The following is a 12,904-nucleotide window of genomic DNA, read 5'->3' as shown; positions in this document are numbered from 1 at the left end:
AAGAGTCCTGAAAGCATTGGAAAGAACTTTCAACCACCGGAGTTGGTCCCGTCCGGCGGCCCCCTGCCGCACGGGACGTGCCGCGGGGGCCGCTTCGCACCTTGAGGGAGTCCGCCGCTAGCAGCCGGACTTGCCCGCGTAGACGGCCAGGGCGGTGTTCGGGCCCAGGGTGGCCGTGAACTGCCCGCTCGGATTCACCGTCACCGGCGTGTTGTTCTGCACGTTGCAGTACGTGCCCGCCGGCAGCGAGGTCTGGTAGGTCCGGGTCAGGGTGCCCGGCTCGTGGTTGACGGCCACGAAGCCCTTGCCGCCCCGGCCGAAGGCGATGGCGTCGCCGCCGTTGTCCCACCAGTCGGTGACGGCCTGGCCCCGGGTGGCGTTGCGGAAGCCGACCATGGACTTGATCTCGGGCCAGTTGTGCTGGCACTTCCAGCCGTTCTGCCAGCAGGCGTTCACCTGGCCGCCGTTCGGCGGGCCGGCGTCGTGGTCGGTGAACTCGTAGCCGGAGTTGATGTCGGGTGCGCCGTAGGGCCAGGCGAGCATGAAGACGTTGGCCAGGGTGTAGGTGGCGTTGTCCTTGTAGCTGAGGGTGGAGCCGTTGCGCTCGGTGTCGTGGTTGTCGACGAAGACACCGGAGACACCGCTGTTCATATAGCCCCAGCCCTCGCCGTAGTTCTTCAGGTAGGCGAGGTTCTCGTTGTTGAAGACCCGCTTGAGGTCGTAGGCGTAGCGGAACTCCTGGACGTCGCCGTTACTCGTGTATTCAGTGGGCTGGACGGCCTCGCCGGAGCCGTGGATGACCTCCTGCTTCCAGTACACCGACGGGTTGTTGAGCCGGGACTTGATGTTCGCCAGGTCGGCGGCATCCATGTGCTTGGCCGCGTCGATACGGAAGCCGTCGACGCCGAGCGAGAGCAGGTCATTCAGGTACCCGGCGATGGCGCCACGGACGTACGACTCGCTGGTGTCCAGGTCGGCCAGGCCCACCAGTTCACAGTGCTGGACGTTCCAGCGGTCCTGATAGTTGCCGATCCGGCTCGTGCAGTCGTCGAAGTCGGGCGGGGAGTACAGGCCCGGGTAGTCGTACTTGCCGTACGGCGAGCCGCCGGTGCCGGTGCCGTCGCCCGCCGCCATGTGGTTGACGACGGTGTCGACGACGACCTTCACACCGGCCGCGTGGCAGGTGTTCACCATGTTCCGGAACGCCGTGCGGTCGCCGAGCCGACCGGCAATCTTGTAGCTGACCGGCTGGTACGAGGTCCACCACTGCGGGCCCTGTATGTGCTCGGCGGGCGGGGAGACCTGGACGTAGCCGTATCCGACGGGCCCGAGGGTGCTGGTGCACTCACGGGCGACCGAGGCGAAGTTCCATTCGAAGAGGACGGCGGTGACGTCCTTGGTGCCGGGTGGGGAGGCCTGCGCACCAGTCGGGTTCATGACAACCGAAGCCGCGGCGAGCGCCACGGCGGCGGCGAGGTATCTGCGTGCCATGTGGGGTTTCCTTCGTCGTTGAAGGTTCTTGCAGCAAGGTTCAGAAACCTTGCGGTGACGCAGATAGTAGAGGCCCGCCGCCCGAAAGGGCAGCGGGCCGTACCAAATTCAAAGGAAAATCAGGCGGTGATCGCCGTGGTCCACCACACCGTGGTGTCGGCGGGCACCTTCGCCTCGTCGTCGACCTGGACGACCTCCCCGCTGGCGACCAGCACCCGGCCGTACGCCGGCATCGCCACCGACTCGCCGGTGGTGTTCGCCACGCACACGAACTCCCCGCGCCGGAAGGCCAGCACGCCCTCGGGCGCCCGCAGCCACTCCACCGACGTGCCGGCGCCGAGGTCGGGCTGCTCCCGGCGCACCGCGAGCGCGGCCCGGTACAGCTCCAGGGTCGAGCCGGGCTCACCGGTCTGCGCCTCGACGCTCAGCTCGCCCCAGCCCTCCGGCTGCGGCAGCCAGCTGCCGCCGTCACCGAAGCCGTACGACGAACCCGTCCGGGTCCACGGGATCGGCACCCGGCAGCCGTCCCGGAAACCGTCCTGGCCCGCGCCCCGGAAGTACGCCGGGTCCTGGCGCACCTCGTCCGGCAGGTCGACGACGTCGGGCAGTCCGAGCTCCTCGCCCTGGTAGACGTACGCCGAGCCGGGCAGCGCCAGCATCAGCAGGCTCGCGGCCCGGGCCCTGCGCAGCCCCAGCTCGCGGTCTCCGGCCAGGCGGATCTGGGTACCGAGGCCCGGCGGGTTGGCGAAGCGGGTGGCGTGCCGGGTCACGTCGTGGTTGGACAGCACCCAGGTGGCGGGGGCACCGACCGGGCGCATGGCCTCCAGGGTGCGGTCGATGACCTCGCGCATCTCCTCGGCGTCCCAGTGAGTGCTGAGGTACTGGAAGTTGAAGGCCTGGTGCAGCTCGTCGGGGCGGACGTAGTGGGCCGTGCGCTCGATGGTCGGTGTCCAGGCCTCGGCGACGAAGATGCGCTCCCCCGCGAACTCGTCGAGGACGAGCCGCCACTGCCGGTAGATCTCATGCACGCCCTCCTGGTCGAAGAACGGCATGACATCGTTGCCCAGCAGCTTCACCTGGTCGTGGGATCCAAGGTCGGGCAGCCCCTCGGCCTTCACCAGGCCGTGGGCGACGTCGATCCGGAAGCCGTCGACGCCCATGTCCAGCCAGAAGCGCAGGATGGAGCGGAACTCGTCGCCGACCGCCGGATGCTCCCAGTTGAAGTCGGGCTGCTCGGGGGCGAAGAGGTGCAGGTACCACTCGCCGGGCGTGCCGTCGGGTTCGGTGACGCGGGTCCACGCCGGGCCGCCGAAGATCGACTCCCAGTCGTTGGGCGGCAGCTCGCCGTCCTTGCCCTTGCCGGGGCGGAAGTGGTAACGCTCCCGCAGCGCGGAGCCCGGACCTTCGGCGACGGCCCGCTTGAACCACTCGTGCTGGTCGGAGGAGTGGTTCGGGACCAGGTCGACGATGACCCTGAGGTTCAGCCGGTGGGCGTCGCGGATCAGCGCGTCGGCGTCCAGGAGGCTGCCGAACATCGGGTCGACAGCGCGGTAGTCGGCGACGTCGTAGCCGGCGTCGGCCTGCGGCGAGGCGTAGAAGGGGCTGAGCCACACGGCGTCCACGCCGAGGTCGCGCAGGTACGGCAGGCGGGTGCGGACACCTTCCAGGTCGCCCATGCCGTCACCGTTGCTGTCGGCGAAGCTGCGCGGGTACACCTGGTAGATCACCGCGTCCCGCCACCAGTCGCGGCGCTTGGCGACGGCGGCCACGGCGGACGCGGAGGTGGGGGCAGGTGCAGCTGAGTGCTGGCTCATGTCGTCCTTGATGCGTAACGAGGTTGTGGTCATGTGAGGCGTGGGGTGGTGACGAGGCGGCCGCGGCACAGCGGGGTCGGATGGGCGCCGCGGCCGCCTCGGGCTTGTGGAGTGCTGTCGGGCAGCGCCCCGGGGGGCGCGGGGTCACCCCTTGGTGCCACCTGCGGTGAGCCCGGTCACCAGGTTCTTCTGCACGAGGTAGAAGAACAGGGCGGCCGGTATGGCGATCAGCACAGCCGTCGCGGCCATCAGGTTTCGCTGTGCGTCGTGCTCGCTCACGAACGTCTGCAGACCGACGGCGAACGTGTACTTGTCGTCGCTCAGCATGAAGGTGGAAGCGAACGCGACCTCACCGAAGGCCGTGAGGAAGCTGTAGAACGCCGCGACCGCGAGGCCCGGCTTGGCGAGCGGCAGGATGAGCCGCGCGAACGTGCCGAAGGGGGTCAGCCCGTCGACGCGCCCGGCCTCGTCGATCTCGAACGGGATGGTGTCGAAATAGCCCTTCATCAGCCAGGCGCAGTACGGCACGATCGTGGTGCAGTTGACAAGGATGAGACCAAGGTAGCTGTCGATGAGCTGCAGATCCGAGAGGATCTGGTACATCGGCACGATCAGTACCGCGATCGGGAACATCTGGGTGACCAGCAGCACCCACATCAGCTTCCGATAGCCGGGGAACCGCATCCGGGAGACGGCGTAGCCGGTGGACGCGGCGACGACGACGCCGATGACCGTCGTGCCCAGCACCACGACCAGCGTGCTCTTCAGCCAGTCGAAGAAGCCGGTGTCCTGCAGGACGAACGCGTAGTTGTCGAACGTCATCTTGCCCCAGATGCGCCCGGGGTGGAGGTAGTCGTCCTTGTCCGGGCCGAGGGACAGGAAGGCCAGCCAGGCGACCGGGAAGAGCGCGGTCAGGCTCGCGCCGATCAGCACGGCGTGGGAGGCGAGGGCGGCCGCGCGGGTCTGCTCGCCGCGCCGGCGTGTCCTGCCGGGGGCGCCCGCGGGGCGCCGCCCGGCCGCCGGGGCGGGGGTCTCGACGGTGGTCGTACTCATTTCGGACTCCTGCCTCAGATCGCGAGCTGCTGCTCGTTGCGGTTCAGCCAGCGGCGGTAGAAGGAGGTGAAGACGATCAGGATGGACAGGAGCAGGATTCCGTAGGCGGCGGACTGGGCGTAGTCACGCGGCTGCTGCCCGAAGCCCAGGTGATAGGCCCATGTCACGAGGATCTGGGCGTCCGGGGCGGTGTTGCCGAACAACAGGAAGATGATGGCGAACTGGTTGAAGGTCCAGATGACGCCGAGGAGTACGACCGTCGTGCTGACGGACCTCAGACCGGGCAGGGTGACGTAGCGGAACCGCTGCCAGGCGCCGGCGCCGTCCATCTCGGAGGCCTCGTACAGGCTCGCGTCGATCGACTGCAGGCCACCGAGGAGCGAGACCATCATGAACGGCACACCGCACCAGGTGTTGACCATGATCGCGGAGAACCGCTGCCAGAAAGTGTCCTCCAGCCACGAGGGCGTCGGCAGGTGCAGCAGTTCCAGGCCGGAGTTGATGATGCCGCCGTCGGCGAGCATGAACCGCCAGCCGAACACGGTGACGAAGGTCGGCACCGCCCAGGGCAGCACCAGGATCATGCGGTAGAGGGTGCGGCCGCGCAGCTTCTGGTTGAGCAGCAGGGCCAGGCCGAGACCGATGCCGTAGTGCAGGGTGACGCAGGCCGCCGTCCAGAAGATCGTCCAGAGGAAGTGCGACCAGAACCGGTCGTACGCCGTGGGGCCCCACAGGATGTCGGCGTAGTTGTCCAGGCCGATGAACTTGTAGGTGGCGTCGATCTCGTTGACGCCGATCGTGCGGGCGGTGTTGAGGCTGGTGGCGTCGGTGAGCGTCAGGTACAGGCCGTACGCCAGCGGGTACAGCACGAGGACGCCGAGGACGATCGCCACCGGGGCGATCATCGCGTAGGCGTACCAGTGCTTGTTCAGGCCGTTCTTCAGCCGCTGCACCGGTCCGGGCCGTGGTTCCCGCTCACCGCGCCGCTTGCCGGTCGCTCGGTCGATGGCGACTGTCATGGTTCGACACCTTCTGGAGGTTCAAGGAGGTCAGGGGGCTGCCCAGGCGCGGGCCGGTGGCCGCCGGCCCCCTCCCCCATGACGGGGGGATCCGGCGGCCACGCGGCGGTCACTTGGAGAAGTCCGGCACCAGCTTGGCGATGGCGGTCTCGGCGTTGCCGAGGCCCTTGTCCAGGGACTCCTTGCCGCCGGCGATCTTGATCAGCTCGTCGTCGAGCGGACCCCACAGGGAGCTGTACTCGGGCAGCGCCGGGCGCGGCTGGGCGGCGGACAGCACGCCCTGGTAGCCGGCGATGCCCGGGTCGGCCTTGACCTTCGCGGTGTAGGCGTCCTCCCGCGTGGGCAGCGTGGAGTTCTTCAGCGCGATGGTCTCCTGGGCCTTGGCCGAGGTCATGAACTTCACGAACTGCAGCGAGGCCTCCTGGTGGGCCTTGTCCGAGCCCGCGTACACGGAGAGGTTGTGGCCGCCGGTCGGGGCACCCGTCTTGCCGGTGGAGCCGGCCGGGACGGTGGCGATGCCGAGGTTGTTCTTGTCCTTGAAGGCCGAACCCTTGTAGAAGTTCGTGATCTCCCACGGGCCCTGGACGATCGAGGCGACCTTGCCGCTGACGAACGCCTCCTGGATGTGGGCGTAGGCGTCGGCGGTGGTGTCGGCCTTGTGCAGGCCCTTGCCCTTGAACAGGCCCTGCCAGGTGCCGTAGGCCTTCTTGGCCTCGGGCGAGGAGACGGTGATCTTCTTGGCGTCGGCGTCGACGGTGTCGGTGCCCTCGCCGTAGAGGAAGGACTGGGCGTAGTAGGCCTGGGTGGAGCCCCAGTAGCCGTCGACGCCGGTCTTGTCCTTGATCGTGGCGGCGGCCTTCTTCAGGTCGTCCCAGGTCTTGGGGGCCTCGACGCCGGCCTTCTTGAACAGGGCCTTGTTGTAGACGAGGGCGAGGGTGTCCGTGGTGAAGGGGACGCCGTAGGTCTTGCCCTCGTACTTGGCCTGCTCGATCAGGCTGGGCTGGAACTTGTCCTGCTCGGCGAGGGCCTCGGTGCCGTCCAGCGGCGCGAAGAAGCCCTTCTTTGCGAAGGCGGGGGTCCAGCCGACCTCGGAACGCAGCACGTCGGGGGCGCCCTTGGAACCGGCGGCGGTGTCGAACTTGTTCTGCGCCTGGTCGAAGGGGACGTTGACGTAGTCGACCTTGATGTCCTTGTTGGCGGCCTCGAACTCCTTGACGAGGGCCTGGTACGTCGGCGCCTCGTTGGTCGCGTTGGAGGTGTCCCACCAGGTGATGGTGACCGGGCCGCCGGCCTCGTCGCCGCTGTCGCTTCCGCCGCAGGCCGTCGCCGCGAGGGCGAGGGACGCCACCAGCGCGGTGGCCGCTATGCCACGCCGCATGAGTTCTCCTTGAGGGTGAAAGCCCGTTCGTGCTGCCGACTGCGCCGTTGGCGGCCGGGCGTCGGTGAGATTAGCCGCGCTGCAACGAGTTGCGAAAGACCTTGCAGCAAAAAGGTGCAAGAGATGCGGATGGTTATCCCGCTGTGACCTCCCCTCGGCCTCTCCTCGACCCAGGCGCAGCCCGCATATCCAGCTGTTCGGCAGGGAGTCGGACAGCTGTGCAAGACTCTGCAAGCACTTGCCATGCGCGTCCGCCGGGGGAATCATCCGTTGCGGATCGGACGCCGACCACGACTTCGAGGGACCGCGATGACCAAGCCACCCGCAGCGGGCCGTGCGACGGCGCGCATCAGGCGTCCCGTCGGTGTGCAAGGAGAACCCCGGCCGCTACAGTCCAGTGCTGTGACCACACGGCTTGCCGACATCGCTGTGCAGGCGGGGGTGAGTGAAGCGACCGTCAGCCGCGTCCTCAACGGGAAGCCGGGTGTCGCCGCCACCACCCGCCAGTCCGTGCTGGCCGCCCTCGACGTCCTGGGCTACGAACGCCCGGTGCGCCTGCGCCAGCGCAGCGAGGGCCTGGTCGGCCTGATCACCCCGGAACTGGAGAACCCGATCTTCCCGGCCCTGGCGCAGGTCATCGGCCAGGCGCTGACGCGGCAGGGCTACACCCCGGTGCTGGCCACCCAGACCCCGGGCGGCTCGACGGAGGACGAGCTCACGGAGATGCTCGTGGACCGCGGGGTCGCCGGAATCATCTACGTCTCCGGACTGCACGCGGACACCACCGCCGACATGCAGCGCTACGACCGGCTGCGCGCCCAGGGCGTGCCCTACGTACTGGTCGACGGTTTCTCGCCGAAAGTGCAGGCGCCGTTCATCTCCCCCGACGACCGGGCGGCGATGAGCCTCGCGGTCACGCACCTGGTGTCCCTGGGGCACACCCGGATCGGTCTGGCCCTCGGGCCCAAGCGGTTCGTGCCGGTACAGCGCAAGATCGAGGGGTTCGTGCGCACGGTGCAGGACCAGTTGGGCCTGAGCGCCGAGACCGTCGAGTCGGAGCTGGTGCAGCACTCCCTGTACACCCTGGAGGGTGGTCAGGCGGCGACCACGGCGTTGATCGAGCGGAACTGCACGGCCGTGGTGTGCGCCAGCGACATGATGGCGCTGGGCGCGATCCGGGCGGCCCGGCAGCTGGGTCTGGACGTGCCGAAGGACATCTCGGTGGTCGGCTTCGACGACTCCCCGCTGATCGCCTTCACCGACCCGCCCCTGACCACGGTCCGCAAGCCGGTCCCGGCGATGGGTCAGGCGGCGGTGCGCACGCTGCTGGAGGAGATCGGCGGAACGCCCGCGCCGCACAGCGAGTTCGTGTTCATGCCCGAACTGGTGGTGCGCGGTTCGACCGCTTCGGCTCCTGGGGAACGTGGCCGCCCCTGAGCCCTGCGGCCTGATTTCGCCGTAGAACATGCGGCTCGGACAGGGCCGCGGGATGATCGGTGGGGAAGTCCTTTTCTGGCAGACTTTGCACCTATGGGCGAAACGACCGTAACGAAGCCGGAGGGCCTGGAAGCGGCCCTCCCGGACCCCGTTGCGGCCGAAACGGGGCGTGGTCCGCTTCGCCGGCTGCGCACCCCGCGCCGGCCCCGGTTCTGGTTCGAGATCCTGCTGATCGCGATGAGTTACTGGACGTACTCGCTCGTCCGCAACGCCGTACCCGAGCAGAGGGCCGAGGCCCTGCGCAACGCCGACTGGATCTGGCAGGCCGAGCACCATCTGGGCATCGCCGTCGAGGAGTCGGTCAACCACACCGTGAACTCGGTGCATTGGCTCATCGTCGGGATGAACTACTACTACGCGACGCTCCACTTCATCGTCACGCTGGGTGTCCTGGTGTGGCTGTACCGTCGCCATCCCGGCCGCTACACGGCAACCCGCACGGTGCTGTTCGCGACCACCGCCGTCGCCCTGGCCGGTTACTACCTGTATCCGCTGGCACCCCCGCGGCTGATGAACGGCCGCGGCTTCATCGACACGGTCATGGTCCACCAGACCTGGGGTTCGATGGCGTCCGGCGACCTGAAGCACATGTCCAACCAGTACGCCGCGATGCCGTCGATGCACATCGGCTGGTCCGTGTGGTGCGGACTGACGATCTTCGCCCTCGCCGCGGTCCCCTGGGCCCGGGTGCTGGGCCTGCTGTACCCGGCGCTGACGCTGGTGGTCATCGTCGCCACGGCCAACCACTTCTGGCTCGATGCGGTCGGTGGCGTGCTGTGCCTGGCCTTCGGGTTCACGGTCGCGCGGCTCTGGTACGGCAGGCAGCCGTACGCACTGCCGAAGACCGTGCCGGCACCCAGACCGGGCGAGCCCCGGCCCGCGGCGGAGGCGTACAGCACCGGAGGGGCCCCGGGGCGTGCCGGGCGTCGCAGCCGAGCGGGCAGGGAGCTGTCGGACAGGCCCTAGCGCTCGGTGATGCCGTAGAAGAGTTCCTCCACCACACCGCGCGCCCGGCGTGCCGTACGCCGGTACGCGTCGAGCATGTCGCCCGCGTGGCCGGGGCCGTATCCCAGATACCTGCCCACGGCGGCCAGTTCCCGGGGCTCCGTCGGGAAGGTGTCGCCGGCACGGCCGCGTACCAGCATCACCGCGTTGCGGACCCGGGTCGCGAGGACCCAGGCCTCGTCGAGGACCGCCGCGTCCTCGTCGCTGATGAGCCCGGCGGTGCGGGCCGCGGCCAGGGCCTCGCGGGTGCGGGTGGTGCGCAGGCCAGGCTCCGCCGAGCCGTGCCGCAGCTGCATGAGCTGCACGGTCCACTCCACGTCGGACAGGCCGCCCGGCCCGAGCTTGGCGTGCAGCTTGGGGTCGGCGCCGCGCGGCAGCCGCTCGGACTCCATGCGGGCCTTCAGCCGCCGGATGTCGCGGACGGCCTCGTCGGCGAGCCCGTCCGCCGGGTAGCGCAGCGGGTCGATCAGCTCGATGAAGCGGCGGCCCAGCTCCTCGTCGCCGGCGACCGGCTCGGCCCGCAGCAGCGCGTGCGACTCCCACGTCAGCGCCCACCGGCGGTAGTACGCCTCGTACGACGTGAGGGTGCGGACCAGTGGCCCGGACTTGCCCTCCGGGCGGAGGTCGGCGTCGATGAGCAGCGGCGGGTCGGCGCTGGGGATCTGCAGCAGGCGGCGCATCTCGGAGACGACCTTGCCGGCCGCCTGCGAGGCTTCCCGCTCGTCGACGCCGTCGAACGGTTCGTGCACGAACAGCACGTCCGCGTCGGAGCCGTAGCCCAGCTCGTGGCCGCCGAAGCGGCCCATGCCGATGATCGCGAACCGGGTGGGCAGGCCGTCCCCCCAGCCGTCCCGCACGACCGCGCGGAGCGTGCCGGCCAGGGTCGCGGCGGTCAGGTCCGACACCGCGGCACCGACCCGGTCCACCAGGGCGCCCTGATCCGCCTCGGCGGGCTGCTCCTCGGTGCCGTAGGAGCCGACGATGTCGGCGGCGGCCGTACGGAACAGCTCGCGGCGGCGCACACCACGCGCCGCCGTGACGGCCTGGGCTCCGCCGTCGGCGCGCTTCACCGCGGCGACTATCTCCTGCTCCAGATGGGCGCGCGGCCGGGGCGCCAGACCCCCGCCGTCCCCGTCGCCGAGCAGCGCGACCGCCTCCGGGGCGCGCATCAGCAGGTCGGGCGCGAGACGGCCGGCGGACAGCACCCGGGCGAGGTTCTGTGCGGCGGCGCCCTCGTCCCGGAGCAGCCGCAGGTACCAGGGGGTCTTGCCGAGCGCGTCCGAGACCTTGCGGAAGTTGAGCAGACCCGCGTCCGGGTCGGCGGAGTCGGCGAACCAGCCGAGCAGCACGGGCAGCAGGGTGCGCTGGATGGCGGCCTTGCGGGTGACTCCGGAGGCCAGGGCCTCCAGGTGACGCAGGGCGGAGGCGGGGTCGGCGTAGCCGAGGGCGACCATGCGTTCCCGGGCCGCCTCGGTGCTGAGCCGGGCCTCTCCGGTGGCGAGCTGGGCGACCGCGTCGAGCAGCGGCCGGTAGAAGAGCTTCTCGTGCAGCCGGCGTACGACACCTGCGTGCCGCCGCCACTCGCGGTGCAGGTCGGCCACCGGGTCCGCGCGCAGGCCGAGGGAGCGGCCGATGCGGCGCAGCTCGGCCTCGTCCTCGGGGACGAGGTGGGTGCGCCGCAGCCGGAACAGCTGGATGCGATGCTCCAGGGAGCGCAGGAAGCGGTAGGCCTCGTCGAGCTGGGCCGCGTCGGACCGTCCGACGTAACCGCCGGCGGCGAGGGCCTTGAGCGCGTCCAGGGTCGTACCGCTGCGCAGGGAGGTGTCGGCCCGGCCGTGCACCAGCTGGAGCAGCTGCACGGCGAACTCGACGTCCCTGAGGCCGCCCGGGCCCAGCTTCAGCTGGCGGTCGACCTCGGCGACGGGGATGTTCTCCACGACCCGGCGGCGCATCTTCTGCACGTCGGGGACGAAGTTCTCGCGCTCGGCGGCCTTCCACACCAGCGGCTGGACGGCGGCGACGTACTCCTCGCCGAGGTCGAGATCGCCGGCCACCGGGCGGGCCTTGAGCAGCGCCTGGAACTCCCAGGTCTTGGCCCAGCGCTGGTAGTAGGCCAGGTGGCTGGAGAGGGTCCGCACCAGGGGGCCGTTGCGGCCCTCGGGGCGGAGGTTGGCGTCGACGGGCCAGATGGAGCCCTCGACGGTCGTCTCGGAGCAGATCCGCATCATGTGCGAGGCGAGCCGGGTCGCGGCGCGTACGGCCTTGGTCTCGTCCGTCCCCTCGGTGGCCTCCCCGACGAAGATGACGTCCACGTCCGACACGTAGTTCAGCTCGTGGCCGCCGCACTTGCCCATCGCGATGACGGCGAGCCGGCACAGGCCGGCGTCCTCCGGCGCGGCCGCCTCGGCGATACCGAGGGCGGCGCGCAGGGTGGCGGTGGCGAGGTCGGCCAGCTCGGCGGCGGACTCGGCGACGCCGGTGGTGCCGCAGACGTCCCGGGCGGCGATGGACAGCAGGCAGCGCCGGTAGGCGACCCGCAGGGAGACCGGGTCGTCGGCCTCCGCGAGGCCGGCCTCGAACTCCTCCACCCCGGGGTGCAGGTCGTACGCCTCGTACATGACGAGGGCCTGCCAGTCGTCCGGGTGCCGCGTGAGGTGGTCGGCGAGGGCGGTGGAGGCGCCGAGCACGCCGAGGAGGCGGTCGCGCAGGGGCTTGGCCGCGATCAGGGTGTCGAGCAGTTCCCGGCGGGCGCCGGGGCTCTGCTGGGCCTCCAGCAGCCGGACGAGGCCGAGCAGCGCGAGATCGGGGTCGGCGGTGGCGCCCAGCGCCTCCAGCAGCACCGGGTCGTCGCGCAGGGGCGCGAGCTCCAGGCTGTCCAGGAGCCGCTCGGCGGCGGAGGCGTCGGTGAATCCGTGCCGCAGCAGCCGCGTGAAAGTACTGCTCCTGCGCCCCGGCGCCGTCGTCATCCGGGCCTCCCTCGCACTGTTCCTCGGACATGCATCGGATCAAGGTCGTACGGCTTCGAGCCTATCCGCACGGGCCGGGGGAAGCGCCGATGAGTTCGTCAGGCGGGCGGAGTCTGCACTGGTGGGCACCGAGGCCGGGAGGACACCCATGACCACCATGCACCCGCAGACCCGTCTGGACCCGCGCTACAGCAGCGAGACGGCCACAGCCACGGACTGGCAGGAGGCGCAGGCACGGCTCACCGCTGCGGAGCTGTTCTGGATCACGACGGTACGACCGGACGGACGGCCCCACGTCACCCCGCTGCCGTCCGTCTGGTCGGACGGCGCCCTGCACTTCTGCACGGGCCCGGAGGAACGCAAGGCGCTGAACCTCGCGGAGAATCCGCACGTCGTGCTGACCACCGGCACGAACACCTGGAACGAGGGATACGACCTGGTCGTGGAGGGCGAGGCGAGGCGCGTCACCGACGACGCCCGGCTACGCGAACTGGCCGCGGTGTGGGAGGCGAAGTACGGCAGTTTCTGGCACTACGAGGTACGGGAGGGGTATTTCCACCACGGCGCGGGCCGCGCGGCCGTCTACTCGGTGGCGCCGCGCACAGCTTTCGGCTTCGGTAAGGGGGAGCCGTTCAGCCAGACGAGGTGGCGGTTCACCGATGCCTGACAAAGGAGTCACGC

The 12,904-nt window shown here is 70.0% G+C and carries 9 protein-coding genes; 3 read left to right on the top strand and 6 right to left on the bottom strand.

What is annotated here, in order from left to right; all coding sequences use genetic code 11:
* Positions 1-117 precede the first annotated feature (117 nt).
* The 5 genes from IO24_RS0103600 to IO24_RS0103580 all read right to left on the bottom strand — a co-directional run bounded on the left by IO24_RS0103600 (position 118) and on the right by IO24_RS0103580 (position 6,755).
* On the bottom strand, positions 118-1,491 hold the full coding sequence (locus IO24_RS0103600; protein ID WP_031131699.1) for an alpha-amylase: 1,374 nt from the start codon (positions 1,489-1,491) through the stop codon (positions 118-120).
* Positions 1,492-1,610: 119 nt separating this feature from the next.
* Positions 1,611-3,305: a glycoside hydrolase family 13 protein gene (locus IO24_RS0103595; protein WP_031131696.1), complete on the bottom strand. Its 1,695-nt coding sequence runs from the start codon at positions 3,303-3,305 to the stop codon at positions 1,611-1,613.
* A 144-nt stretch (positions 3,306-3,449) separates the two neighbouring features.
* Entirely contained in the window at positions 3,450-4,358 is a 909-nt protein-coding gene (locus IO24_RS0103590; RefSeq protein ID WP_031131693.1) for a sugar ABC transporter permease, read from the bottom strand.
* Positions 4,359-4,372: 14 nt separating this feature from the next.
* Positions 4,373-5,377 carry a carbohydrate ABC transporter permease gene (locus tag IO24_RS0103585; RefSeq protein WP_031131690.1) on the bottom strand — a complete coding sequence of 335 codons (1,005 nt, stop codon included), beginning with the start codon at positions 5,375-5,377 and terminating at the stop codon, positions 4,373-4,375.
* Between the two features lie 109 nt (positions 5,378-5,486).
* Positions 5,487-6,755, bottom strand: a complete 1,269-nt coding sequence (locus tag IO24_RS0103580) for an extracellular solute-binding protein (RefSeq protein ID WP_031131688.1) — start codon at positions 6,753-6,755, stop codon at positions 5,487-5,489.
* Positions 6,756-7,157: 402 nt separating this feature from the next.
* Here IO24_RS0103580 and IO24_RS0103575 point away from each other — a divergent pair, with 402 nt between their 5' ends.
* Both IO24_RS0103575 and IO24_RS0103570 read left to right on the top strand, forming a co-directional pair.
* Entirely contained in the window at positions 7,158-8,192 is a 1,035-nt protein-coding gene (locus IO24_RS0103575; protein ID WP_031131684.1) for a LacI family DNA-binding transcriptional regulator, read from the top strand.
* Positions 8,193-8,285: 93 nt separating this feature from the next.
* Positions 8,286-9,218 (top strand): phosphatase PAP2 family protein, encoded by a 933-nt coding sequence (locus IO24_RS0103570; RefSeq protein ID WP_078899138.1) that lies wholly within the window; start codon positions 8,286-8,288, stop codon positions 9,216-9,218.
* On the opposite strand, the gene IO24_RS0103565 is transcribed toward IO24_RS0103570, so the two are convergent.
* Complete coding sequence (locus tag IO24_RS0103565; RefSeq protein WP_031131679.1) at positions 9,215-12,223, bottom strand: bifunctional [glutamine synthetase] adenylyltransferase/[glutamine synthetase]-adenylyl-L-tyrosine phosphorylase; 3,009 nt, start codon at positions 12,221-12,223, stop codon at positions 9,215-9,217. The genes IO24_RS0103570 and IO24_RS0103565 overlap by 4 nt on opposite strands.
* Before the next feature lie 148 nt (positions 12,224-12,371).
* On the opposite strand from IO24_RS0103565, the gene IO24_RS0103560 reads away from it, so the two are divergent.
* Complete coding sequence (locus IO24_RS0103560) at positions 12,372-12,890, top strand: pyridoxamine 5'-phosphate oxidase family protein (protein ID WP_031131676.1); 519 nt, start codon at positions 12,372-12,374, stop codon at positions 12,888-12,890.
* Positions 12,891-12,904 lie beyond the last annotated feature (14 nt).

Source organism: Streptomyces flavovariabilis (assembly GCF_000725785.1).
In the GTDB taxonomy this organism is placed as follows: Bacteria; Actinomycetota; Actinomycetes; order Streptomycetales; family Streptomycetaceae; genus Streptomyces; species Streptomyces hawaiiensis.
This window is presented reverse-complemented; position numbering and strand designations above follow the sequence as displayed.